This is a genomic window from Allobosea sp. 05T433, from assembly GCF_056396065.1.
Window position 1 is genome coordinate 115,091 of record NZ_JBFTKS010000006.1, and the last position, 24,554, is coordinate 139,644.

General features: G+C 65.2%; 25 protein-coding genes. 13 read left to right on the forward strand and 12 right to left on the reverse strand.

The genetic code is table 11. From position 1 onward, the window contains the following. Window positions 1–13 precede the first annotated feature (13 nt). Complete coding sequence (locus AC1DGP_RS10240; protein ID WP_441488157.1) at window positions 14–754, reverse strand: cytochrome c biogenesis CcdA family protein; 741 nt, start codon at window positions 752–754, stop codon at window positions 14–16. 50 nt (window positions 755–804) lie between these two features. Here AC1DGP_RS10240 and AC1DGP_RS10245 point away from each other — a divergent pair, with 50 nt between their 5' ends. From AC1DGP_RS10245 to AC1DGP_RS10255, 3 genes are read left to right on the forward strand one after another with little or no spacing between them, the layout of a single operon-like run. Then, a complete protein-coding gene (locus AC1DGP_RS10245; protein WP_441506962.1) occupies window positions 805–1,224 on the forward strand; it encodes a thioredoxin fold domain-containing protein in 420 nt (139 codons plus the stop codon). Next, entirely contained in the window at window positions 1,221–1,604 is a 384-nt protein-coding gene (locus AC1DGP_RS10250) for an ArsR/SmtB family transcription factor (protein WP_043238549.1), read from the forward strand. Before AC1DGP_RS10245 ends, AC1DGP_RS10250 begins: the two co-directional genes overlap by 4 nt. A 30-nt stretch (window positions 1,605–1,634) precedes the next feature. Beyond that, window positions 1,635–2,732, forward strand: a complete 1,098-nt coding sequence (locus tag AC1DGP_RS10255; protein ID WP_441506963.1) for a YeeE/YedE family protein — start codon at window positions 1,635–1,637, stop codon at window positions 2,730–2,732. A 15-nt stretch (window positions 2,733–2,747) separates the two neighbouring features. Here the strand turns inward: AC1DGP_RS10255 and AC1DGP_RS10260 are convergent, their stop codons facing one another. The 6 genes from AC1DGP_RS10260 to AC1DGP_RS10285 all read right to left on the reverse strand — a co-directional run bounded on the left by AC1DGP_RS10260 (window position 2,748) and on the right by AC1DGP_RS10285 (window position 7,667). Continuing rightward, window positions 2,748–3,659 (reverse strand): MBL fold metallo-hydrolase, encoded by a 912-nt coding sequence (locus AC1DGP_RS10260; protein ID WP_441506964.1) that lies wholly within the window; start codon window positions 3,657–3,659, stop codon window positions 2,748–2,750. A gap of 83 nt (window positions 3,660–3,742) precedes the next feature. Then, complete coding sequence (locus AC1DGP_RS10265; protein ID WP_441506965.1) at window positions 3,743–4,717, reverse strand: ornithine cyclodeaminase family protein; 975 nt, start codon at window positions 4,715–4,717, stop codon at window positions 3,743–3,745. A 127-nt stretch (window positions 4,718–4,844) separates the two neighbouring features. Continuing rightward, window positions 4,845–5,237, reverse strand: coding sequence for an OsmC family protein (locus AC1DGP_RS10270; protein ID WP_441488162.1), 393 nt, complete (start codon window positions 5,235–5,237; stop codon window positions 4,845–4,847). A gap of 100 nt (window positions 5,238–5,337) precedes the next feature. Then, window positions 5,338–5,793 (reverse strand): RbsD/FucU family protein, encoded by a 456-nt coding sequence (locus AC1DGP_RS10275; protein ID WP_441506966.1) that lies wholly within the window; start codon window positions 5,791–5,793, stop codon window positions 5,338–5,340. Between the two features lies 1 nt (window position 5,794). Further along, a complete protein-coding gene (locus AC1DGP_RS10280; protein ID WP_441506967.1) occupies window positions 5,795–6,634 on the reverse strand; it encodes an amidohydrolase family protein in 840 nt (279 codons plus the stop codon). Between the two features lie 4 nt (window positions 6,635–6,638). After that, complete coding sequence (locus tag AC1DGP_RS10285) at window positions 6,639–7,667, reverse strand: aldo/keto reductase (RefSeq protein WP_476832071.1); 1,029 nt, start codon at window positions 7,665–7,667, stop codon at window positions 6,639–6,641. A gap of 188 nt (window positions 7,668–7,855) precedes the next feature. Between AC1DGP_RS10285 and AC1DGP_RS10290 the strand changes: the two genes are divergently transcribed. The 6 genes from AC1DGP_RS10290 to AC1DGP_RS10315 all read left to right on the forward strand — a co-directional run bounded on the left by AC1DGP_RS10290 (window position 7,856) and on the right by AC1DGP_RS10315 (window position 13,520). Then, entirely contained in the window at window positions 7,856–9,208 is a 1,353-nt protein-coding gene (locus AC1DGP_RS10290; RefSeq protein WP_441506969.1) for an ABC transporter substrate-binding protein, read from the forward strand. A gap of 148 nt (window positions 9,209–9,356) precedes the next feature. Beyond that, window positions 9,357–10,271, forward strand: a complete 915-nt coding sequence (locus tag AC1DGP_RS10295) for a carbohydrate ABC transporter permease (RefSeq protein ID WP_441488347.1) — start codon at window positions 9,357–9,359, stop codon at window positions 10,269–10,271. Next, entirely contained in the window at window positions 10,268–11,086 is an 819-nt protein-coding gene (locus AC1DGP_RS10300) for a carbohydrate ABC transporter permease (RefSeq protein ID WP_441488167.1), read from the forward strand. Before AC1DGP_RS10295 ends, AC1DGP_RS10300 begins: the two co-directional genes overlap by 4 nt. Before the next feature lie 94 nt (window positions 11,087–11,180). Then, window positions 11,181–12,077, forward strand: a complete 897-nt coding sequence (locus AC1DGP_RS10305; protein ID WP_441506970.1) for a dihydrodipicolinate synthase family protein — start codon at window positions 11,181–11,183, stop codon at window positions 12,075–12,077. 25 nt (window positions 12,078–12,102) lie between these two features. Continuing rightward, window positions 12,103–12,777, forward strand: coding sequence for a GntR family transcriptional regulator (locus AC1DGP_RS10310; protein WP_441506971.1), 675 nt, complete (start codon window positions 12,103–12,105; stop codon window positions 12,775–12,777). Window positions 12,778–13,130: 353 nt separating this feature from the next. After that, on the forward strand, window positions 13,131–13,520 hold the full coding sequence (locus tag AC1DGP_RS10315; RefSeq protein WP_476832072.1) for a VOC family protein: 390 nt from the start codon (window positions 13,131–13,133) through the stop codon (window positions 13,518–13,520). Window positions 13,521–13,624: 104 nt separating this feature from the next. On the opposite strand, the gene AC1DGP_RS10320 is transcribed toward AC1DGP_RS10315, so the two are convergent. The 3 genes from AC1DGP_RS10320 to AC1DGP_RS10330 all read right to left on the reverse strand — a co-directional run bounded on the left by AC1DGP_RS10320 (window position 13,625) and on the right by AC1DGP_RS10330 (window position 17,550). Further along, complete coding sequence (locus AC1DGP_RS10320) at window positions 13,625–14,431, reverse strand: SDR family NAD(P)-dependent oxidoreductase (protein WP_441506973.1); 807 nt, start codon at window positions 14,429–14,431, stop codon at window positions 13,625–13,627. 87 nt (window positions 14,432–14,518) lie between these two features. After that, window positions 14,519–15,538 (reverse strand): TRAP transporter substrate-binding protein, encoded by a 1,020-nt coding sequence (locus tag AC1DGP_RS10325; protein ID WP_441488171.1) that lies wholly within the window; start codon window positions 15,536–15,538, stop codon window positions 14,519–14,521. A gap of 143 nt (window positions 15,539–15,681) precedes the next feature. Further along, window positions 15,682–17,550: a TRAP transporter large permease gene (locus AC1DGP_RS10330; protein WP_441488172.1), complete on the reverse strand. Its 1,869-nt coding sequence runs from the start codon at window positions 17,548–17,550 to the stop codon at window positions 15,682–15,684. Between the two features lie 317 nt (window positions 17,551–17,867). Between AC1DGP_RS10330 and AC1DGP_RS10335 the strand changes: the two genes are divergently transcribed. From AC1DGP_RS10335 to AC1DGP_RS10350, 4 genes are all read left to right on the forward strand, one after another. Beyond that, entirely contained in the window at window positions 17,868–18,731 is an 864-nt protein-coding gene (locus AC1DGP_RS10335; RefSeq protein WP_441506974.1) for an IclR family transcriptional regulator, read from the forward strand. Between the two features lies 1 nt (window position 18,732). Beyond that, complete coding sequence (locus tag AC1DGP_RS10340) at window positions 18,733–20,373, forward strand: acyl-CoA synthetase (protein ID WP_441506975.1); 1,641 nt, start codon at window positions 18,733–18,735, stop codon at window positions 20,371–20,373. Continuing rightward, window positions 20,373–21,227, forward strand: a complete 855-nt coding sequence (locus tag AC1DGP_RS10345; RefSeq protein WP_441488175.1) for a PCC domain-containing protein — start codon at window positions 20,373–20,375, stop codon at window positions 21,225–21,227. The genes AC1DGP_RS10340 and AC1DGP_RS10345 overlap by 1 nt, the downstream gene beginning before the upstream one ends. Window positions 21,228–21,342: 115 nt before the next feature. Continuing rightward, window positions 21,343–22,305: an alpha/beta fold hydrolase gene (locus AC1DGP_RS10350; protein WP_441506976.1), complete on the forward strand. Its 963-nt coding sequence runs from the start codon at window positions 21,343–21,345 to the stop codon at window positions 22,303–22,305. A 29-nt stretch (window positions 22,306–22,334) separates the two neighbouring features. On the opposite strand, the gene AC1DGP_RS10355 is transcribed toward AC1DGP_RS10350, so the two are convergent. Together AC1DGP_RS10355 and AC1DGP_RS10360 are read right to left on the reverse strand one after the other, a co-directional pair. After that, window positions 22,335–23,966 (reverse strand): acyl-CoA synthetase, encoded by a 1,632-nt coding sequence (locus AC1DGP_RS10355; RefSeq protein ID WP_476832073.1) that lies wholly within the window; start codon window positions 23,964–23,966, stop codon window positions 22,335–22,337. Next, window positions 23,966–24,418 carry a MaoC/PaaZ C-terminal domain-containing protein gene (locus AC1DGP_RS10360; protein WP_441506978.1) on the reverse strand — a complete coding sequence of 151 codons (453 nt, stop codon included), beginning with the start codon at window positions 24,416–24,418 and terminating at the stop codon, window positions 23,966–23,968. Before AC1DGP_RS10360 ends, AC1DGP_RS10355 begins: the two co-directional genes overlap by 1 nt. Window positions 24,419–24,554: the final 136 nt, after the last annotated feature.

A 24,554-nucleotide genomic window follows, 5' to 3' on the forward strand; every position in this document is an offset into this window, starting at 1 on the left:
GGAAACTCTCCCTTCAGCCGATCGTGCCGAGGATCGGGATGGTCTGTAGCAGCCAGCCGGCGAGCGCCGGCATCATTCCGGTGATGAACAGCAAGCCTGTCACGACGAGTGCGGCGCCCATCGTCTTCTCGATGACGGCCATGTGCCGGCGGAAGCGGGAGAGCCAGGTCAGGAAGGGACCGGCAAAGACCGCCGCCAGCAGAAAGGGCAGGCCGATGCCGAGCGCATAGGATGCGAGCAGAAGCGCGCCGCGCGAGGCGCTGCCCTCGGCGCCCGCGACCATCAGCACCGTCGCCAGCACAGGCCCGACGCAGGGCGTCCAGCCGAACGCGAAGGCAAGCCCGACGAGATAGGCGCCGAGCAGGCCGGCGGGACGTGCGGATGTCTGGAAACGGGCCTCCCGGTAGAGCAGAGGAATCCGCAGCCATCCGAGAAAATGCAGGCCCATGACCAGGATGATTGCACCGGCGGCGATGGACAGCGTGTCGAAATGCGCGGTGATCCAGGTCCCGATGGTCGAGGCGGTGGCGCCGAGTGCGACGAAGACGGTGGCGAAACCGAGCACGAAAACGGCGGCCATGGCGATGATGCGGCGACGCTGCGCGGCCGTCAGCGCGCCGTCCGAGCCGGACAATTCGCCGATGCCGACACCCGCGAGGAAGCAGAGATACGGCGGCACCAGGGGCAGCACGCAGGGGCTCAGGAAGGAGAGCAGACCTGCTGCGAAAGCCCCTGCGATCGAGATGTCGAACAAGGTTCAACCCGCCAATTGTTTAAACATATGAATACGACTATGTTTGTCGGATGAAAGCAATCGCGAAATGGCTGAGCTGGCATGCCGGCCTCGCAGCACTGGTGGGGCTGGCGCTTGTCACCCTGCCGTTGCGGGCGGCAGAGCTGGTGATGTTTGAACGCGACGGCTGCATCTGGTGCGCCCGCTGGGACCGGGAGGTCGCGCCTGTCTATGCCAACACGCCGGAGGGCAAGGCAGCACCGCTGAGGCGGGTCGATCTCGGTTCCACCCGCGCTGATGAGCCTGGACTTGCTGCACCGGTCCGCTTCACGCCGACCTTCGTCCTGATGGATGAAGGGCGCGAGGTCGGCCGGATCACCGGCTATATCGGCGACGACGCATTCTGGGGTTTGCTTGGCAAGATGCTTGCTGGCATGGACAGTCCCAGCCATCGAACCCGCGGCCAGTCCGCGACAATGGAACGAAAATGAGCGCGATTGTCTCCAAGGCCCTTGAAGCCGAGCTGCGCGACGGTGCCGAATTCTCGGCCGAGCTCGATCAATTGATGCGCAAGGCCCGCAAGGCCAGCGATTTCCTGAAGGCCCTGTCCCACGAAAACCGGCTCCTGCTGCTCTGTCTGCTGGCCGAGCGCGAGCGCACCGTAACGGAACTTGAGAACATCCTCTCGCTGCGCCAGCCGATGGTTTCGCAGCAGTTGGCGCGGCTGCGGCTCGACCAGTTGGTCACCACCCGCCGCGACGGCAAGGCGATCTATTACAGCCTCGCCAATGACGATGTGCGTCAGGTCATCTCGGTGATCTACGACATCTTCTGCAACCGTCCCGAGAGCACGGACCGCTTGCGTGATTGAAATGGGGGCCGGCAGGGGCGTCTGACGATCATGGAACCTCTGCCGACCTGGGCCGTGACGCTGATCGGCGTCGTCATCGGCGCGGCTTGCGGCTTCACTGCCCGGCGTGCCCGGCTCTGCTCCTTCGGGGCGATCGAGGACGCCTGGATGGGTGGCGATACGCGCCGCCTGCGCATCTTCGGGCTTGCGCTCGCCGTTGCGCTCGTGGGCACGCAGCTTCTGGTCGGCTTCGGCTGGCTTTCGCCCCGGCTCTCGACCTATGTGCCTTCGGCCCTGCCCTGGCTCTCGATCCTGCTCGGCAGCACGGTCTTCGGGATCGGCATGGCGCTGGTCGGCACCTGCGGCTTTGGCTCTCTCGTTCGTCTCGGCAGCGGCGACCTGCGCAGCCTGATCGTGATGATGGTCTTCGGTGCCGTCGCCTATGCCACGCTCCGCGGCATGCTGGCTTCCTTTCGAATCGATGTGCTCGAGACGGTCGCCCTGCCGATACCTGGTGGAGTGCAGGGTGATCTGCCTTCACTGCTCGCCTGGTTCGGTCTCGGCGACTGGCGGCTTGCCATCGTTCTCGTCGCCGCCCTGGTGCTGATACTGGCTGTGCTCGCTGACCCTCGGTTGCGGCGTTCGCCGCGGCTGCTGCTGGCCGGGCTGACGCTGGGGTTCGGCGTCGTTGCAGGCTGGTGGGCGACAGGTGTGGCGATCGACGAATTCGCCGCGTTTCCGCGCCCGCAGAGCCTGACCTTCGTCTCGCCAATCGGCCGGGCGCTCTACGCGGTCCTGACCCACCCCATCGGGTTCCTCGATTTCGGGGTCGGCACCATTCTGGGGGTGATGCTCGGAGCCTTTGCCTCGGCGCTCTACGATCGCGAGTTCCGCTGGGAGGCCTTCGACGATCACCACGAGATGCGCCGCCATCTGGCGGGCGGTGCGCTGATGGGATTCGGCGGCATTCTCGCCGGCGGCTGCACCATCGGGCAGGGCGTCACGGCTGGCTCGCTGATGGCGCTGTCCTGGCCGCTGGCGGTCGCCGGCGTGATGCTCGGCGCCCGCATCGGTATCGCAATTCTCGTCGAGGGCTCGGTGAGCGAGATGCTGGCCGAACGCTTCGGGCGCCGCCGTCGCTGCGATTGAGCGTTCTTCCGCCGATCAGGCCGCGGACGGGATGAAGCGGAAGGCCTGCCCGGTGCGCTCGACCGTACCGATCCCGCCCTTTGGCAGATGATAGCCAATCACCCGCAGCTTCTCGTCGGCGGCCCGGCCAAGCACGGTCTTGCGGGTCTGGACCGCCTGATCCGGGTCATGATCGGACGCTGGGCGCCATTCCGGATGTGCGAAGGATGCGACCGGATGCGTCGCCGCGTCGCCCAGCACGAGCAGCCTGTCGCTGCCGTCCTTGATCTCGAAGGAGACATGTCCCGGCGTATGGCCGGGCGTCGCGACAGCCGCGATTCCCGGCAGCACTTCCTCGCCTGCGGCGAAGGTCTTCAGCCCGTCCTGGAGACCCTTAAGGACACGCTGTGCGCCGGCTGCAAAGGCGTGCCGGTCTTCGGAGAGACGCTCATAGACCTTGGCATCAGTCCAGAACGCCACCTCGTCGCGGGCCGCCAGCCAGGTCGCATTCGGGAATGCCGGGCTGTCGAACTCGTCGAGCGCCCCCCAGAGATGGTCCGGGTGCAAATGGGTGAAGGCGACATAGCTCACACTGTCGGGCGCGATACCGGCGGCCTCGAGGCTTGCCGCGAGCTTGCCGCTGCCGGCAAGAAAGTGCGCGCCGGCGCCGCAATCGAACAGGATCGTCTCACTGCCGCGCTTCAGGCAGGTGACGTTCAGCACGGTCTCGGCTGGCCCCTTGCTGCCGGTCATCGCCTCGAGCTGGGGCAGCGGCGTATCGCGCGCGATCATCGAGAGCGGCAGCTGGAAGCCCCCATCGCTCAGCACCAGGATCTCGGCCTTGCCGAGCCCGGCCCGCGCCACGACCTGGGCTCGTGCCGCACCGCCGCAGAACGAGGCCGCCGCCGTCAGACTGGCTCCGAGAGTAAAGGCGCGCCGGTCAAGCATTGAAGATCTCACATATTCCTATGGATGAATATGTGACGCTAGCAGAGCTCCGTTGCCTTGTCTTCCTGTTTGCAGACGCAGTCTCAGCGCGGGAGGCGCAGGCCGGCTCCCCTGGCCACGGCCGCGCGATAGACGGTAGCCGCCACGGCGAGATCGGCGAGCGCGAAGCCGCGGAAAATGAACATGGCGCGCTGCTCCGCGTCGAGGCGTCCGGGCCGGACCCCGCCGGCAAGTTCCGTCAGGTCGGCATCGAAGCTGCCGAGCGGGCCGACATCCCGAGCGATCGGTGGGCTCTCCGCCTGTTGCTGGTGATCGTCGGTGGCCAAGAGGTCGAGCTTGCGCAAGCCATCCGGCAGCCAGCTGCGGGCGACGTCGACGGCAGCAACGAAGGCGCCCGGCTTCAACCAGGCAGGATCGAGGAAGGGCGCGAAACCGGGCTGCATGGGCACGGAGGTGATGATCACGTCGCTGCTGTGAACGACGTCGCCGGCGTCATCATGGGCCTTCGCCGCAAGGCCCTGCTCGCGGGCGTGCTCTATGAAGACGTCGGTGATCCGACGGCTTCGGCCGAAAGCGCGAAGCTCGGTCAGGCCGGGCAGCAGGGACTTGAACGCGGCAAGATGCGAGCGAGCCTGCAGGCCGCAGCCGATGAAGCCGATGGTGCGGCTTTCCGGCCGTGCCAGGAACGCGCCCGCTGCCGCGGACATGGCCGCCGTGCGGATCGCCGTGACGAGGTTGCCATCGAGGATGGCCAACAACGTGCCGGATGCATAGTCGTTGAGTGCAATCATGGCGTGGATGCCGGGCGTGCCCGCTCCATTCGCGGCGGGCGCCATGCCGAGCCATTTCGTCGCTGCCATGCCGATCTCGGGCGAGGCCGCGCAAAGCGACTGGAAGGCGTGGCCGGGGCCGATCTCGAGCGCAAGCTTGGGCTTGCTCAGCGTCTGGCCGTCGTGATGAGCCTTGAAGATCGTCCTCACCGCCGCGCGGGCGAGCGCCGGATCGAGTTCGAGCCCGGCGATGTCGGCTTCGGCGAGATAGAGGAGAGTGTCAGGCATGGGCAGGCTCGCAGCAGGGGGGCTCGGTTGAACTGGATCGTGCCAAGGGCGCACGGGCGTGACCGATCGCTCAGCGTGGTTCTTCTAGCGGCGTGGGTGCCGGAACGGAAACGGACTCACGAGGGTGTCAACCGTCCGACAGTCTTGTCGCAATATCGGCGCCGGCCTTCAGCGTCAGGGTCACGGGTGTACGCTCGGCGACATCGGCGAGGCGCATCCGCTGATCCTCAGACAGATCGCCCGTCAGCGTGATGACACGTTCGATCTTTGAACGGTTCTCGACCTTGACGTGGTGCAGATCGATATCGACAGCCTGAAGGCTCCACTGCTTGCGCTCGGCATACATCCGCAAGGTGATGGCCGTGCAGGCGCCGAGGCTGGCGAGCAGCAGGTCATAGGGCGCTGGCCCGGCATCGGCTCCGCCCAAGGCGGCCGGTTCGTCGGCAACCAGCGTACGGCCGCCCATTCTGATCGTCGTCGCAAAATTCGTCGTGCCGATATGGGCGTTCGCGCGGGCCATGAAGCCATCCTCCAGGCACGCCAGCGCAGTCTGTCGAAGCCGCGCCGACGGCGTCACGATCCTGAGCGGTGCAGGCGCGCTTGCCAACCCTCGTGCGGGCTCAGCCTGGAAGCCCCGCGATGACGCCCTTGCGCAGCAGGAAGCAGCCATAGGGCCGCGGGTCGCCGACCTGGACGACAGCGAAGCTCGTCTTCGCCGCGGCATAGAAGGCGAAACGCTCGATGCCGAGGCATGGCACGGGCTCTCCCATGGCGCGGTCGATTTCGGCCTGAACCTCGGCCTGGACCGGCGGGATCTCGTCAGGCTTGCCGACAACCTCCATGCGACGCAGCGAGCCGGGCTCGAAATCGTCGATTGGCAGGACGGAGAGGATGGCGCGGGTCGCGCGGGCCATCGAAAGGCCGGGCAGTCGGATCAGCCTTCCGCTGGCGGTCGCGCTGGCAACGGTATCGGCCGGATGATTGGCATCGACAATGGCCAGATCGTCGCCATGGCCCATCGCGGCCAGAACCCAGAGCAGATCGGCGCTCAAGACGGGGTCGATGCCCTTCAGCATATCAGTTGCGTCCTCGGTGGGAGAGATAGAGCCTCTGGGCATTGCCGCCCATGATCGCGGCGCGATCGGCTTCGGGCAGGGGCGCCAGCAATTCCGCGACGGTTTCGAACCAGCGGGAATAGTCGGCTCGCAAGGTGACGACGGGCCAGTCGCTGCCCCAGATCAGGCGATCGGGACCGAAGACGGCGAGCAGATGCGAAACGGCCGGGCGCAGGGTCTCGGTCGTCCAGCCGGCCGAGGCTTCGGTGACGAGGCCGGAGATCTTGCAGAAGGTCTGGGGCCGCGCGGCGACTGCGGCGATATCCTCGCGCCAATTCGCGATCTCCCCACTGATGAGATCCGGCTTGGCGGCATGGTCGACAACGACGGCGAGCGTCGGATGTCGATCGAGAACGGCCAATAGTGGCGCAATGTGCTGCGGTCGCAGCAGCGCGTCGAAGACGAGGTCATGGGCTGCCACCGCTGCGAAGGCGGGCGCAAGGGAAGGGCGGGCCAGCCAGTTCTCATCGGGAATGTCGTGGACCATGGGCCTGAGCCCGACCAGCAGCGGATTGCCGCTCAGGCGGGCAATCCGCTCGGACGCATCGAGCGCATCGAAATCACACCAGCCGACGACGCCGGCGACGCTTTGGTCGTGCTCTGCGATGCCGAGCAGGAATGCCGTCTCTGCCTCGGTCGGCGCGGCCTGGACCAGGATGGTGCGCGCGATGCCGTGCCGTGCCAGCAGCGGCGCCAGGTCCGGTGGACCGAAGTCGCGATGAATCGGGCCCAGTGCCGGGGTCAGCCAGCCATAGTCGCCGCGTGAGAGCCGCCAGTAATGCTGATGGGCGTCGATCCGCATCGGGCTATTCCGGCACAGGAACGTCAGCGCCGAGCAGGCCTTCGGCCTTGAGCGCGCTCCAGAGCTCGGACGGAACCGGCGCGGCGATTTCGGCAAGCTGGTCGGCGACCTCCGCGGGTGAGACCGCCCCCATGACGACGCTGGAAACGGCGGGATGGCCCAGCGGGAACTGCAGGGCCGCACGGCGCAGTGGCACCTCATGGCGCCGGCAGATTGTCTCGATGGCGGCAACCCGCGCGAGGATCTCGGGCGGAGCCGGCTTGTAATTGTACTTGGCGCCAGCGACGGGGCCGGTGGCCAGGATGCCGGAATTGAAGACGCCGCCGAGCATCAGGCCGATGCCCTTTTTCTGCGCGAGCGACATGAAGGATACGAGCGCCGGCTGTTCCAGCAGCGAATAGCGGCCGGCCAGCAGCATCGTGTCGAAGTCGCCGGCATGGGCAAAGCGCTCGCACATCTCTGCTTCATTGACCCCGACTCCGATCGCCTTGACCGTACCGGCCGCCCGCAATTTGTCGAGCGCGCGGTAGGCGCCGGCCATTGCCTCGAAGAACCGGTTCTCGATGCCGTCCGCGCCATGGGTCCAGATGTCGACGTCATGGATCAGGACGATATCGATATGGTCCGTGCCCAGCCTGAGGGCGGATTGTTCGAGCGAGCGCATGGTCCCGTTATAGGAATAGTCGAAACGCATGCCATGCGGCAGGCCGCCCAGATAGCCCGAGCCGTTGCCGCGCCCCATGAAGGGCTGTGCGACGCGGCCGACCTTGCTGGAGAGCAGCACATTCTCGCGGTCGACCCGGCGCAATGCCGCACCGATGCGATGCTCGGACAATCCGTGACCATAGAGTGGCGAGGTATCGATCAGGGTGACACCGCCGGCGACGGCAGCCTCTACCGTTGCGACGGCCTGAGCCTCGTCGAGCCGTGCATAGAGATCGCCGAGGGGTGCCCCGCCGAAGCCGAGTGTCGAGACCTTCAGTCCGGTGCGGCCAAGGTTTCGCGAGGGGAGGGGCGGCGCAATTGCGGGCATGGATGCGGGTCCAGGAATGTGCTGCAGCGACTATGTGCACGCCAACATGTCAGCTTGCAACCGACCTGGAACGCGATTAGCGTCAGCGCCGGATCCGAAGGGCAAAGTCTCGACGGGACCGGCGCACAGCCGGATAAACAGGCAGGCTCGTGAACGGGCCGCAATCCGCGTCCACAGGGAGGACAATCATGACAGACAGCATTCTGAAGCCGAGCCGGCGCGCGCTTCTGCGCGGGGCTGCAGCGTTGGGCGCGGCGGGCGCCGTCGGTTCGCCGATGGTTCTGCGCGAAGCTCATGCGCAGGCCGCCTTCAACTGGAAGCGCTTTGCCGGCACGACGATCGATGTGCTGTTGGTGAAGAACCCGCGTTCCGACCTGATGCAGGCGGCCGAGAAGGAGTTCACCGAGCTCACCGGAATCAAGGTCTCGGCCGAACAGGTGCCGGAGCAGCAGCAGCGCCAGAAGGCGGTAATCGAGTTTGCCTCGGGCAAGCCGAGCTTCGACGTCAGCGGCATCTCGCTGCATGTACAGAAGCGCATGGCCGCCAAGGGCAAGTGGTTCGAGGATCTGACGCCCTTCATCAAGGACGCCTCGCTGACCTCGCCGGACTTCAACTTCGATGATTTTGGCGCGGGACCGGTCGCCTATGCGCGCCAGGCCGACGGATCGCTCGATACGATCCCGTTCTTCGTCGATTACTGGATGATCTACTACAACAAGGAGCTCTTCGACGCGAAGGGCGTGGCCTATCCCAAGACGATGGACGAGATCGCCACGGTCGCGGCCAAGCTGCATGATCCGGCCAAGGGCATCGCAGGCTTCGTCTCGCGCGGCTTGAAGAACGCCAACGTCCCGGTCTGGGCCAGCCTGCTGCTGGGCCAGGGCATCGAGACCACCTCGCCCCAGGGCAAGCTGCTCACCGATACGCCCGAGGCGGCCTGGGCCGGCGAACTCTACAAGAAGCTGAACAAGGAGACCGGCCCGGCCGGTCAGGTCGGCTTCAACTGGAATGAATGCCAGACCACCTTCATGCAGGGTCGCGCCGCGATGTGGCTCGACGGCATCGGCTTTGCCACGCCGCTCGAGGACCCGACGAAGTCGCGTATCGTCGGCAAGGTCGGCTATGGCATCACGCCGCCCGGGCCGAAGGCGCATCATGCCGGGATGTTCGCCGATGGCATGGGCATTTCGCGCGGCTCGCAGAAGAAGCAGGCCGCGTGGCTCTATCTCCAGTTCATGACAAGCAAGGCGCAGCAGATCGCGATGCTCAAGGCCGGCGCCGGAGCGCCCGGGCGTGCCTCGGCCTATCTCGACACCGAGACCATCTCGCAGTCGAAATTCGGCAAGCAATATTTCGAGTGTCTGCTTGGCTCGGCCAAGGTCGCCCGCGCTGCGCTGCCGCAGATCGTTCCGGTGACCGAATTCCGCGATGTCTTCGGCGTGGCGCTGACCAATGCGCTCGGCGGTGCCGATGTCGCTGCGGAGTTGAAGAAGGCGACCGAAACCTTCGCGCCGGTCCTGGTCAAGAGCGAACAGGGCTGACGACCATCACCATCATGGCCCGGCATGCCCTGGCCATGATGGCCTTCCCCGTTCGGGGAGGGCGATGTTCACGACGCGAATGCCCGCCACAGGGCGGGCATGACAAACCGTTTTCAGCAAAGCGCAGAGCATGACCAACTCAACCGCCATGCCAGCGGATCTCGCGACGCCCAAGGTGCTGCCTGCGAGACATTCAGCGGATTTTACGCCGCGCTACTGGCTGTTCTCGTTGCCCGCCGTGCTGGTCATCCTCGGGGTGATCGTCTTCCCGTGGCTGTTCACGCTCTATATGTCGGGCCATGACTGGAAGATCGGCGGAGGCCCCGAATTCGTCGGCCTGCAGAACTTCTCGGAGCTGTTGCGCGATACGCGCTTCCTCGAATCGATGGGGCATACCGCCTATTTCACGGTCCTCGCCGTGGTGCTGCCGATCGTCTTCGGCACGGCGGCGGCCCTGGTCTTCCACCGCGAGTTCCCGTTCCGGGGGCTGCTGCGCACCATCTTCGTGATGCCGATGATGGCGACGCCCGTCGCTGTCGCACTGGTCTGGACGATGATGTTCCACCCGCAGCTTGGCGTGCTGAACTACCTGCTATCGCTCGTCGGGGTTGGACCCCAGCCCTGGGTCTACGACCCCCATACCGTGATCCCGACGCTGATCCTGGTCGAAGTCTGGCACTGGACGCCGCTCGTCATGCTGATCGTGCTCGGCGGTCTGGCCGGCTTGCCGAAGGAACCCTATGAATCCGCGCTGATCGACGGCGCCAATTCCTGGCACATGTTCCGCCACATCACGCTGCCGCTGGTCTGGCCCTTCATCATGGTGGCGATCGTGATCCGCACCATCGATGCGCTGAAGGCCTTCGACACGATCTTCGTGATCACCCAGGGCGGGCCGGGTACGGCGTCCGAAACGCTCAACATCTTCCTCTATCTGCAGGCCTTCCAGTTCTACAAGATCGGCTACGCCTCGGCCGTGGTGGTGATCTTCTTCGTCATCATCATCATGCTCTCGCTGCTGCTGCTCTACGCGCGCCAGAAGTCGAAGTGGAACGCGGAATGAAGCGGCTCGCCTCCAAGATCGGCTTTGCGCTTTCGGTCTTCGTACTGGTTTCGCCGGCCGTCCTCGTCTTCCTCTGGATGCTGTCGCTCTCGTTCAAGAACGAACTCGACAACACCGCTTTCCCGCCGGTCTTTATCCCGAACCCGCCGACGCTGGCGAACTATCTCGACGTCTTCGAGAAGAACAACTTCGCGCTCTATCTCTGGAATTCGATCCTGGTCACGGGCGGGGCTGTGCTGATCGGGCTCGGGGTCGGCGTGCCAGCGGGCTACGGCATCGCCCGCGGCAAGGCGACGAAGTTCGCGATCCTGATCCTGGTCGCCCGCATGACACCGGCCTTGTCCTACCTGATCCCGCTCTTCCTGCTGTTCCAGATGACCGGGCTCGTCGGCAGCATCACGGCGCTGGTGATCACGCATCTCGTCATCACCATTCCGATCATCGTCTGGATCATGATCGGCTATTTCGAGAATGTGCCGATGGAACTGGAGGATGCGGCGCGCATCGACGGTGCGACGACCTGGCAGGCCTTTCGTCATGTCGCGCTGCCGCTGGCGCGGCCCGGCATCGTGGTCGGCGGCATCCTCGCCTTCATCTTCTCCTGGAACAACTTCATCTTCTCGGTCGTGCTCGGCGGCAAGAACAGCCGTACCTTGCCGTCTGCAGTCTACAACTCCCTGACCTTCGAGCAGATTTCCTGGGGGCCGCTCGCCGCTGCCGCGCTGCTGGTGACGCTGCCGGTGCTGCTGCTGACGGTGCTGGCTCAGCGTCAGATCGTCGCCGGATTGTCGGCCGGAGGGCTGAAGGATGGCTGAGCCGCACCTCGATTTCCGTGTCTTCCCGACCTTGCGTCAGTTTTGACTGCAAACTAACATGTCAGACATTCATATCTCAGGAAAGCTCCCTCCAATGGCTATCGACCCGAACCGCTTCGGCCTTTCCTGCGCCATCACGACGCCGATGCGGGAGGGCGGAGCCGTCGATCTGCCGCGCCTCGTCAAGCATGCGCGCCACGTGCTGGCCGAGGGCTGTGACTCCGTCACGCTGTTTGGCACGACGGGCGAGGGGGCGGCGCTTGGCCTGCCGGCGCGTACCGCGATGCTGGGCGCGCTGGTCGGTGCCGGCGTCGATCCTGGCACGCAAATCTATGCCGGCGTCGCCGCTGCCTCGCTGCATGAATCGATCGAGCAGGCCAAGGTCGCACTCGATATCGGCGCCAAGGGCCTGCTGGTCGCGCCGCCCTTCTATTTCAAGGGCGTCAGCGACGAGGGACTCTTTGTCTGGTTCTCGCAGTTCTTCGAGAAGCTGGGGCCGTCCGCCCGCAACACCATCCTCTACCACATCCCCTCGGTCACGGCGGTCGACATCAGCGTCGGGCTGGTCGAGCGGCTGAAGAAGGCGTTTCCGGGCATCGTCACCGGGGTGAAGGATTCCTCGGGCAGCTATGCGAATACCGAAGCCCTGCTCAAAGCTCACGGTGAGCTTGCCATCCTGGTCGGTGACGAACGGCTGCTCGCCCGCGCGGTGAGGGCCGGGGCTCAGGGCTCGATCTGCGGCGTCGCCAATCTGGTGCCGGGGCTGCTTCGGCCGATGGTTTATGAAGGGACGGAGAGCCCGGTGGTGAATGCGCTGGTCGACGAGGTCTGCAGCTATCCGGTCCTGCCGGCAGTCAAGGCCCTGGTCGGCCATCTGCATGGCGACAAGGGCTATAGCGCGATGCGCCCGCCGCTCGAGGCTTTGAGCGAGGCGCAGCGACAGCGCTTGTTCGCAGCCTTCGACACGATTACGCGGGCCAAGGCCGCCTGAGGAGCCACGAGAGGAACAGGAGCGCATGGGCGAGAACGATCAGGAGCGCGACGGCGAACCGCTGAAGCTGCGGGACAAGGCCTATGTCAGCTTCACCGAGCGGCTGCTGGCGCGAGAGATCAAGCCAGGTCAGTTCGTCACCCAGCGCGAGCTCGTGGCGATGACTGGCCTGCCGCTCGGCGCCATTCGCGAACTGATCCCGCGCCTCGAGGCGGAAGGTCTGATCAAGACCGTGCCGCAGCGCGGCATGCAGGTTGCCCATGTCGATCTCAACCTGATCCGCAATGCGTTCCAGTTCCGGCTCTTCCTCGAAAAGGAAGCGACTGCGCTCTACGCGAAAACGGCGGCGGACGAAGAGATCGCCGAACAGCGTGAACGCCACGAAGCGATCATCCGGAGGGCCGCGGCGGGTGGCGACGAGACGCTGATCGAGGACGCCGAGGATGTCGACCGGCTGATGCACGAGGCGATCATCGATCACCTCGACAACGACATCGTCTCAAAGGCCTTCCGGGTCACCTGGCTGAAGATCAGGTTGATCCGCCAGTACGAGACGCGCATCCAGAACCACATCCTGGTTCCGGTGATGCAGGACCACCTGAAGATCATCGCGGCCATCGAGGCGCGCGACCCCGAACGGGCGGCAGCCGAGATGAGCGCGCATATCGGGAACGCCCGCAACCGGGCCATGAGCTACTGAAACATGAGCTACTGAAGCATGGGCTACTGAAGATCGCGATCGGAGAACGCGGTATTGGCCGGCGCGGCCAAAACGGACCGCGTCCCGCTCTTCGCCGAGCGGCCGTCACTCGCTCTGCGATGTGCTGGAGATCATGACGCGCTATTCCTACGGGCCGATCAAGCGGATGCGGATGTCGAGCCGATTGCGCTGCCGGTGAGCTCCGCTCCACTGTCGTGGCCATCTCGCGCGATCATATCCTGGCTCGTACCGCGTCCGGCGCTGCTGGTCGCGACCACGCTCTGGTCGCCGCTTGACGAGCCCGCTGCCAAACCTGGTGATGGGCAAATGGCAGCGTGGTTCGGAGGCAAACCTTGACGATTGCAAGACCGTCGCATGACGCGACCCAGAAGCTGATCACCTTCCTCTATTATCGCGATCTGCCGCAGGCGATGCGCTTCTACGAGGACGTGCTCGGGCTCGAACTTACGATCGATCAGGGCTGGTCGAAGATCTACCTCATCACCGAGGGGGGCTATGTCGGCCTCGTCGACGAGAGCCCGGGCAGTCATCGCGCCCACCCGGTCAAGCCGGTGCAGATCTGCATCCGCGTCGCTGATGTCGACGGCTGGCATGCCTATGTCGAGAGCGTCGGCGTCTCCGCGCTGAAGCCGCCGCGCAGCCATGAAGCGCTCCGGATCCGGGCATTCGTGTTCGATGATCCGGAGGGCTATCAGATCGAGATGCAGTCGGCGCTCGTCTAAAGCATCGGCCCGAAACGTGGGCTGCGGTCCTCGGGAAAGCGGATGCAGGCACAGAAGGTCAGATCATCGGAGCCGGTACGGTATCCGGTCCGATGATCCAGGTGTCAGCTCGGGAAGGCTGCGACTGCGCAGCTCTGACCGCCATCGACGGGCAGGCAAACTCCGGTGATGAAGGCTGCTTCGTCCGAGGCCAGGAACACGGCGGCCGCAGCAATATCCCAGGCCGTGCCCATCTTGCCCATCGGTACGGCGGCGTTGCGGGCAGCGACCATCTCGTCGACCGAGGCATACTGACCCGAGATCTGCTTGTAGATCAGCGGCGTGTCGATCAGGCCCGGCATGATGCAGTTCGCCCGGATGTTCTGCCGGGCATATTGCATGGCGAGCGCCATCGTCGCCTGGTTCACCGCTGCCTTGGTGGCGTAATAGGCAAAGTAGGGGTAGCCGGTCCAGCGGATCGCGGCGAGCGAGGAGATGTTGACGATCGCGCCGCCGCCGCTCGCAAGCATTGCCGGGATGACCGCCTTGGCCGTGCGATAGACCGAGCCGAGATTGAGATCGAGCGCCGCCCGAAACTTCTCCTCGCTGAGTTCGACCGGTCCACCCATATGGGTCACGCCGACATTGTTGTGCAGAATCTGGATGCCGCCGAAGCGCGCCATGGTGGTCGCGACGGCGTCATCGACCGAGCCCTGCTCAGTCACATCGGCTGCGATCGCGAGCGCTTCGCCGCCCTCCTCGCTGATGAGGGCTGCTGTCTCGTCGGCAGCAGCCTGGACGAGGTCGATGCAGGTGACCCTGGCGCCCTCCCGCGCATAGGCGACCGCTGCGGCCTTGCCATTGCCCCAGCCCGGGCCTGAGGAGCCGGCACCGAAAACGATCGCGGTCTTGCCCTTCAGCCGGTCGGCCATGACGTGCTTCCTTCAGGTGGCGAGTGGTTCAAATGAAAGCCCGGCAGCGCTGTTGCACCGCCGGGCTTGAAAGATGAGCGGGCCGGCTCAGCTCAGGCTGCTGCCGACGGCCTTCTCGAGAATGGCCCAGGCCTCGTCGCCATACTTCTTCTTCCAGTCGGCATAGAAGCCGGCCTTGCGAAGCGCCTCACGGAAGGGAGCTGCCTGGGTGTCGTTGATGACCATGCCCTTCGAGACGAGTTCGTCCTTGAGGCCGGCATTGAGCTTGGCGACGTCGGCGCGCTCGAGCAGCGCGGCGTCGTCGAGGTTCTTGGCGACGATCTTGCGCAGATCCTCCGGCAGCTTCTCCCAGGCGCGACGGTTCGCCAGGAACCAGAAGCCGTCCCACATGTGGTTGGTCATGGAGAGGTACTTCTGCACCTCGAACAGCTTGGCAGTGGCGATGATCGCCAGCGGATTCTCCTGGCCGTCGACCACCTTGGTCTGCAGGGCGGTGTAGACCTCGGCGAAGTTGATGCTGGCCGGGGCCGACTGGAAGGCGGTGAACATCGAGGTCCAGAGCGGGCTGACCGGCACGCGGATCTTGAAGCCCTTGAGATCGTCGGGTGTGTTGATCGGGCCCTTCGAGCTCGTCATCTGGCGGAAGCCGTTGTCCCAGATCTTGTCCATGACGACGAGATTGGCCTTGCCGATCTGGCCGCGGACATAGGCGCCGAGCTCACCGTCCAGGGCCTTCCAGACCGCATCGTAGTTCGGGAAGGCGAAGCCGATGCCGCTGAGCGAGGCGTTCGGCACCAGTGTCGAGAGGATCAGCGGCGAGAGCGTGAAGAACTCGACGCCGCCCGAACGGACCTGGCTCAGCATGTCGGTGTCGGAACCGAGCTGATTGTTCGGGAAGATCTGGATGACGACCCGGCCCTTGGTGTCCTGCTTGATCTTCTCCGCCGCTTCGTTGGCGCGGATATTCATCGGGTGCGCGACGGGCAGGTTGTTGGCGTATTTGTAGGTGAATTCGGCGGTCTGTGCCTCGGCCCTGCCGATATGGAAGGAGCCGATGGTGGCGGCAGCGGCGGTGCCCTGCAGCAGAGTGCGGCGTGAGATGGTCATGAGCGTTTCTCTCCCTGTCGATGTTGCTTTCACGCCGCCGCTGGTTTGCTTCGCGACGACGGGATCTCGGTTATCCTAAATTCTCGCGTTCCGGACCGCGGCCCTGCAACCCTCACTGCGATGGTGGCGACCATGCCGGAGCATCAGAGCACCCAGGTCGACAGGCCGGGCACGACTGCAATGACGACAAGGCCGATCAGCAGCGCGACGAGATAGGGCCAGATCGCGCCCATCGCCTCATCCGGCGAGACATTGCCGATCTTGCAGGCGATGTAGAAGCCGATTCCGATCGGGGGGGTCATCAGGCCGATATTCATCGCCGTGACCACCACCATCGAATAGTGCACATCGTTGATGCCGAGATTCTTGGCTATCGGGAACATCAGCGGCGCCATCAGCACGATCGCGGGCAGGCCTTCGAGCACGCAGCCCAGAACCAGGAAGACGACGATCGTCACTGCCATGAAGGTCAGCCAGCCGCCCGGCAGGCCGGCCATGAAAGTGGCGAGGTCGCGCGCGAAGCCGGTCTGGGTCAGGGCCCAGGCCATGGCGAGCGCGGTGCCGAGGATCATCAGGATCGCGCCCGAGAGCGCCGCCGTCTCGACCAGCATCGCGTAGCATTTGCGCAGGCCGATGCCGCCATAGAGGATGATGCCGATGACGAAGGCGTAGAGCACCGCAATGGTCGAGACCTCGGTCGCGGTGGCAATGCCGCCGCCGACCACGCCGCGGATCAGGAAGGGCAGGACGAGAGCCGGACCCGCGACCAGAGCGGTCCGCCCGATCACGGCCATGGGCGCGCGCCGCACGCCCTTCATGTCTTCGCCGATGGCTTTCCAGCGTGCCAGCAGCGCCAGTGCGACGAGGAGCACCATGGCAATGCCGAAGCCGGCATTGAACAATCCGGCGATCGAGACGCCCGCGACCGAGCCGAGCACGATCAGGACGATGCTCGGGGGCACCGTGTCGGCCATGGCCGCGCCGGTCGAGAGCAGGGCGATGAGCTCCTTGGGCTGGTAGCCGCGGCGCTTCATCTCGGGAAAGAGCGCGGGCGCCACCGTTGCCATGTCGGAGACTTTCGAGCCCGAAATGCCCGAGACCAGGAAGAGCGAGCCGAGCAGCACATAGGACATGCCGGCGCGGACATGGCCGAGCATCGAGGCGAGGAAGTCGACAATCGCCTTGCCCATGCCGGTCGCATCGAGAATGCAGCCGAGCAGCACGAAGATCGGCACGGAGAGCAGGATGATGCTCGACATGCCCTCGTCCATGCGTCCGATCATCACGATCATCGGGACATTGGTGCTGAAGGCGAGGAAGGCGAGCGTACCCATACCGAAGCAGAAGGCGATCGGCACGCCGGCAGCGAGGCAGAGTGCCACCGTGACGACGAGGAAGATCAGGATGTTGGTGTAGCCGAGACCCTTGAAGACCGGCATCAACCCCCAGCAGGCGGCGGCGAGCCCGGCCACGAGCGCGACGGCGACGATCAGGTCCGGCAGCCTCGCGGTGCGGATGGCATGGCGAACCGTCAGCACGAACATCATGGTGATGCCGCATGCGATGGCCGACACGCGCCAGCTGTTTGGAATGTTGAGCGCGGCCGAGGTGACGTAGGATTCCTCGATTGTGTAGTCGATCGCCGGGTGGATCATGGCCGCGAGGAAGGCGGCAACCACGACCAGGGCCAGCGTCTGCACGAACTGGCTCATGCGCTCAGGCATCATGCCGATGAAGAGCGTCAGCTTGAGATGCTCGTTGCGATCGATCGCGATCGCAGAGCCGAGCATGGCGAGCCAGAGGAAAGAGATCGAGGCGGCTTCGTCGATCCAGACAATCGGCAGGGAGAAGACATAGCGCGTGGTGACGCCGAGCAGCAGCAGCCCGACGATCAGGAGCAGCAGTGCGGCGCTGATCATCTCGATCGGCCGCATGATCGCCGAGCCAGTGCGGATTGCATCCGTATCCAGCGGGTTCTCGGAAGGAACAATGCTCTCGCTGAGCTGTGCCATGCCCGGGCTCAAGCCTGCGTCCGCACGGCAACGCCGGAGCGTGCGCATGTCGGAACGGAACCGCAGCGGATATCCGCTTCAGTCATGGCGTTGGCCTCCGGCCAGCCGGAATCCCGTGACAACATCTGCCCTTCCTCCCGCGCGCCGATCTTGTGAACGTTCTTGAGGCCCGGCGCGGTCCATACTGTGGATGAATGATCCAGCGGACTTAGCCAAGAATACACGAGCAGGCCTGCGTTGCAATCTATCTGAGCCCGAACTAGGCTACTGAAAACAACCAAAGGGTCCATATTATGGACTGTCTCTGAGGCCGCAGGATGGAACATTTCGTTGCATCAGCCGGTGATCTCTCGGGTTCGCAGAGTGTCGATCGGGCCTTGCGGCTCCTGGCTTTGATCGGTCGTGAGCCCGCGGGCGGGTTGCCGCTGAGCGATATCGTCATCGAAAGCGGGCTCAACAAGCCGACGGCGCGGCGGCTGCTGCTCGCCCTGATGCGCGCGGGACTCGTCGAGCAGGAGGCTGTGTCGCGGCATTACTGCCTCGGCGAGGAGGCTTTCGTGCTGGGCGTGCTGGCCGCGCGCCGGCACGGGCTGCTCGAACTGGCCATGGAGAGCCTGAGGCGCCTGTCGGAGATCACCATGGATACGAGCTTTCTTTCGATCCGGCGCGAGAATTACTCGGTCTGCCTGCATCGGGAGGAAGGAACCTATCCGGTCCGGACCCACGCGCTGCAGACTGGCCAGCAGCACCCGCTCGGGGTCGGCGCCGGCTCGCTAGCCATGTTGGCAGCGCTGCCGGACGGCGAGGTCGAGCGGGTCATGGCGGCGAACGAGAAAGCGCTGCTGACGCAGTATCCCGGTTTTCCGCCTGACGAGATCCGCGCCGATCTGGCGCTGGCCCGCGAGCGTGGTTTTTCGCTCAATCCCGGCCGGCTGGTGGCCAGTTCCTGGGGCGTCGGCATCGCCTTCCGCTATCCGGACGGCCGCGTCGCCGGCGCACTCAGCCTGGCGGCGATCGACAGCCGCATGGTTCCCGCGCGCCAGGTCGAGTTGGCGCGCCACCTTTCGACCGAGGCCGAGAGGATGGAGCGCCTGCTCGCGCAGATGTTCGTCCGAAAGACATCCCAAGGCGGCAGCCCGCAGCAGGGGGCACGCCCAATTACAAAATCGAGGAGCGTCTGACGTGACCGAAGCCCTTGCCAGCCAGGCCGCCCCGCGCGGCGGCGTCGCACCCGTGACGCGCCGCGTGATGAACCTTGCCCATATCGTCACCCAGAATGCGCGCCGCTTCGGCCAGCGCCCTGGCTTCATCTGGGGGGACAGGCAGTGGAAATGGGCCGAGATCGATGCGCAGGTTTCGGCGCTGGCCGCGGCGCTGGCGACGCGAGGCATCGGCAAGGGGGACCGCATCCTGGTTCATTCGAAGAACTGCGAGGCGATGTTCTTCTCGATGTTCGCGGCCTTTCGGCTTGGTGCCGTCTGGGTGCCGACCAATTTCAGGCTGCTGCCGGACGAGGTCGCCTATCTCGCGACGGCGTCCGGTGCGAAGGCCTTCCTGTGCCATGGCGATTTTCCGGAGCATGCTGCGGCGGTCGCCACTGCTGAACCCGCGCTCGGCTTTACCTGGCGTATCGGGGCAGGAGCTTTTGGCGAGGCCGAGGTCGGCGAGATGATCGCGCGCCATGCTGGTGCAAGCGTTGCGAATGCCGCGGTCGAGCGTGACGATCCCTGCTGGTTCTTCTTTACCTCGGGTACCACGGGGCGCTCGAAGGCCGCGGTGCTCACCCATGGCCAGATGGGTTTCGTCGTCACCAACCATCTCTGCGACCTGCTGCCGGGAACGACGGAGGCGGATGCATCGCTCGTGGTCGCGCCTCTCTCGCATGGCGCGGGCGTGCACCAGCTCGTCATCTCGGCGCGCGGCGCGCCGACGATCCTGCTGCCGTCGGAGCGTTTCGACGTCGACGAGGCCTATCGCCTGATCGCGCGCCACCGCATCACCAATATCTTCACCGTGCCGACGATCCTGAAGATGCTGGTCGAGCATCCGGCCGTCGACACGCATGACCACTCCTCGCTGCGCTATGTCATCTATGCCGGCGCGCCTATGTATCGCGAGGATCAGAAGGCGGCGCTTGCCAAGCTGGGCAAGGTGATCGTGCAGTATTTCGGGCTCGGTGAGGTCACCGGCAATATCACGGTGCTGCCGCCAGCCCTGCATGATCCCGAGGATGGCCCGAATGCGCGTATCGGGACCTGCGGCTTCGAGCGCACGGGAATGCAGGTCCAGATCCAGGATGATGAGGGGCGTGAGGTCGCGGCAGGGGAGCAGGGCGAAATCTGCGTCGTCGGCCCGGCCGTGTTCGCGGGCTACTACGACAACCCCGAGGCCAATGCGAAATCGTTCCGTGACGGCTGGTTCCGTACGGGTGACCTCGGTCACATGGACGAACAGGGCTTTATCTACATTACCGGGCGCGCGTCCGATATGTATATTTCCGGCGGCTCGAACATCTACCCGCGCGAGATCGAGGAGAAGATCCTGACCCATCCGGCAATCGCGGAGGTGGCCGTGGTCGGCGTGCCCGATCCGGTCTGGGGCGAGATCGGTATCGCCGTCTGCGTCGCATGTTCGGGGGCGCAGGCCAGCGAGGCCGAACTCGCCGAGTTCCTCTCAACCAAGATCGCCCGCTACAAGATGCCGAAGCGCTTCCTGTTCTGGGAGGCGCTGCCGAAGTCGGGTTACGGCAAGGTGCCGAAGCGGCTGGTCAAGGACGAGCTTGAAGCGCGCGGCGAACTCGCCCGGATGCGGGGCGAAAGGTGATGCGGCAGATCATCCAGCCCGGTCCCGCTGCGCCTGAGCGCATTCAATGGATCGAAGCGCATGGCCGACGCTTCAGGATGTCTCTCGCGGCCGGGCTTCCGCTTCTGGAAGCGGTGCGCCGCGGCTTTGCGGCAATGGGCTTCACCAGTGGCGTGGTCACGGTCGATGGGCTCGTCCTAGGACCCTTCGCCTATGTGATGCCGGCGCTGTCGAAGACACCGGAGCATGCCGCCTTCTATAGCGACACGTTTCGGCCTGCCGGCGTGACGCGCGTCGAGACGGGGGCGATGACCTTCGGTATGCGTGATGGAGCGCCCTTCTTCCACTGCCACGCGCTCTGGACGGAAGCGGACGGCAAGGTCAGCGGCGGTCATATCCTGCCGGACGACACCGTGCTCGCGGAAACGGTCACCGTACCGGCGCTGGGCCTCGATGGCGCCGGTTTTGCCGCCGCGCCCGATCCGGAGACGAATTTCAAGCTGTTCGGCCCGGTCGCAGTGCCATTCTCCGGCGCTTCGCGCGAAGGGCGTTATTTCGCCCTGCGTGTGGGCCCGAATGTCGATTTCACCACGGCGCTGGAAGAGTTCTGTGCCGAACGCGGCATCCGGCGTGCCGTCATCCATGGCGGCGTCGGCAGCACCATCGGCGCGCATTTCGAGGATGGCCGGATCGTCGAGAATTTCGCGACCGAAGTCGCGATTCAGGCCGGGGTCATCGAACCCGCGCAGGGGCGACTTGCCGCAGAGATCGATGTGGCGCTGGTCGATTTCACCGGTGCGATGGCGCAGGGCCGTCTGAGACGCGGCGACAATCCGGTGTTGATGACCTTCGAGCTGGTACTCGAGGCCTTGTAGGCGCCCAGAGAGGCAGTCCCACCGAAGCCTTCGGTCGGCACCGAAGTGTTTCCAGGTGTCAGCGCGTATTCGAAGGCGCAGTCTCCCGCCCACCCAGCAAGGGCGGGAGCCAGCCATGAACATAGCTTCGATCAACACAGCGCGCGCCGTCGCCGCGGGCGAGGTCATGCGGTTGACGGAAACGGCCGAGACGCCCGGCTTGCTGGTCCGGCGTGCGGCTGGGGCCGGGCCGAGCGTCGTCTACGTTCATGGCGCGACCTTTCCGTCGGCCCTTTCTGTTGCATACCGCTTCGACGGGCGTTCCTGGATGGACGACCTGCAGGAGCGCGGTTTCGATGTCTGGAGCTTTGATCTCGCGGGCTATGGCGGCTCGGACAGGCCCGCGAGCTTCCTTGCCCAGGCGCCTGACAATGCGCCATCCGGGCGCGCGCCAGAGGCCGCAAAACAGCTGGCGCGGGTGATCGAGCACGTGCTGGACGTAACCGGACGGGCCCGAGTGTCGCTCATCGCGCATTCCTGGGGCAGCATCGTCGCCGGGCTCCTTGCCTCGCTGCATCCGGAGCGTGTCGAGCGACTGGTCCTGTTCGGGCCTATCGCGCAACGCAAGACCCCAGGCTTCCTTGCGCCGGAGAGCATCGGGGCGTGGCGTCTCGTCTCGGTTGCCGACCAGCTCGCGCGCTTCGTCGAGGACGTCCCGCATGGCCACTCCCCGGTCCTGATCGAACCCACGCTCGCAGACTGGGGTCCAGCCTATCTCGCCAGCGATGCGCAAGCCGCAAGCAGAAGGCCTGAACCGGCGGTCAAGATTCCCTCCGGGCCTCGCGCCGATATCGCCTCGGCCTGGTCGGGGCGGCTCGGCTACGACCCGTCTCACATCACGGCGCCGACCCTGATCGTGCGCGGCGCCTGGGACAGCCTGTGCAGGGACAGCGATGCGCAATGGCTGCGCGGGCGGCTTGGCACGAGTGAAACCCGAGATGTCGTCATTCCCGAGGGCACGCATCTGATGCATCTCGAACATGCGCGCTCCGGGCTCTTCGAGGCGACAGGGGCCTTCCTCATGAAGAGAGGCTCATGAAGATTTGGCTTTGAACCGCCTCCGCCTGGTTATTCGCCGCCCCGCTTCCTTGCGATCTCCTGGTCCCGCAGATCCTTGCGCCTGATCTTGCCGGTCGGGGTCATCGGCAATTCCGTCACGAACTCGATCTCGCGCGGATACTGGTAGGCGGCGAGGCGCGATTTGACGAAGTCCTGGATCTCGGCGGCGAGCGCCGCCGAGGCGGTGATCTCCGGTTTCGGCAGGACAAAAGCCTTGACCACCTCCGTCCGCAGCGGGTCCGGACTGCCGACCACGGCAACCATCAGCACGGCGGGGTGGCGGATGATGCAATCCTCGATATCGCCGGGGCCAATGCGATAGGAGCCGCTGGAAATGATGTCGTCATCACGGCCCTGGAACCAGAAATAGCCGTCTTCGTCGCAGGCGCCGGTATCGCCGGTGACGAGCCAGTCGCCGAGGAACTTCGCCGTTGTCGCCTCGGGTTGGCGCCAGTATTCCAGCATCATCACGGGGTCAGGTCGCGCGACCGCAATCAGCCCCTGCTCTCCAGCAGGCAGGACCGCGCCCTCTGGCGAGATCACCGCGACGCGATGGCCGGGAACGGCGCGCCCCATCGAGCCAGGCTTGACCGGGAACAGACTGGCGCAGTTGGAGACGATCAGATTGGCTTCGGTCTGGCCGTAGAATTCGTTGACCTCGAAGCCGAAGGTTTCCTTGCTCCAGGCTAGCATATCGGCGCCGAGTGTTTCGCCGCCGGTGCCGATCGAGCGCATCGCATAGGCGAAGCGCTCTCTTGGATTGTGAACCTGCCGCATTAGCTTCAGCGCTGTCGGTGGCAGGAAGGCGTTGCGGATGCTGTGGCGCGCCATCAGGTCGAAGGCTGCCTCGGGATCGAATTTGCGGGCACGCGAGGCCAGCACCGGAACGCCGAAATAGAGGCTCGGCAGCAGAACATCGAGTAATCCGCCGGCCCAGGCCCAGTCCGCCGGCGTCCAGAACAGGTCGCCGGCCTGCGGGAAGAATTCCTGCGGCAATTGCACGCCGGGCAGATGGCCGAGCAGCACACGGTGGGCATGCAGCGCGCCCTTGGGCTTTCCCGTGGTGCCGGAGGTGTAGATGATCAGCGCCGGATCGTCGGGCGTGGTGTCGAGAGGCGTGAAACTGTCGGACGCCTTGTTCAACTCGCTCCAGAAGTCGAGGTGGCCTGCGCCGTCGATCAGGACGATCCGCCTGAGTTCCGGCAGGCTCCCGCGGCTCGCCTCGACCTTGACGATGTTCTCGCCATCGGTGATCAGCGTGCAGGCGCCGCTATGCTGCAGCCGGTGTTCAAGCGCATCCGGTCCGAACTGGGTGAAGAGCGGCAGGGCGATCGCACCCATCTTGTAGATGGCGAGATGGGCCATCGCGGTTTCCGGGCGTTGCGGCAGCAGGATGCCGACGCGCTCACCCGGTTTGACGCCATGGGCACGCAGCATATTGGCGAGCCGGTTCGTGTCGAGCTTGAGCGCGTCGAAACTCATCGTCGCGACGCCGTGCCCCTGGTCTTCATAGATCAGCGCCGGCTTGCCACTGCCGTCCGCGTGGCGGTCGCAGGCTGCGACGCCGATATTGAACCGCTCGGGGATCTGCCAGGCGAACCGCTCACAGGTCTCGCGATAGCTGGGGCGCCGTTCCAACATCAGCCTTGATCCCCAGTGCGGCGCTTCATCAGCAGCTTGAGATGGCCGGTCTGGATGTGCTCGCCGCGCTGGTTGTGCACCTCGAGGCGCAGGGTGACGATGCCGCGGTCCGGCTTGCGGCTGGGTGTCCTTTCGACGGCTGTGACGACGGCATGGACCGTGTCGCCGACCTTCACCGGCCCGGTAAATGTCCAGTGCAGATCGAGCAGGCCCATGGTGGTGGCATCGATCAGGTTCTGCTGCGACATCAGGCCGATCGCCATGGCGAGCGTCAGGGGGCCGTGGGCGATGCGCTCGCCGAAGGGCGTGCCTGCGCAATACTCGCTGTCGACATGCAGCGGATTGAAATCGCCGGAAAGGCCGGCGAACAGCGTGATGTCACCCTCGCCGACGGTGCGCCCGCGGGTCGTGATGCTGCTGTCGAGGTCAAAGTCCTCGAAATGGAGCCCCATCCGTTCCTCCCGGCTTTTGCGCATTCTAGCGTGCTGGCGCGGGCTGCTGGCAAGGCCGAAGCAGAGCTCATTTGCTCACCGTGGTGTTGCACTGATGGCGACGTTCGGTTCTCTCTTGCATCGATATCGAGGGGGA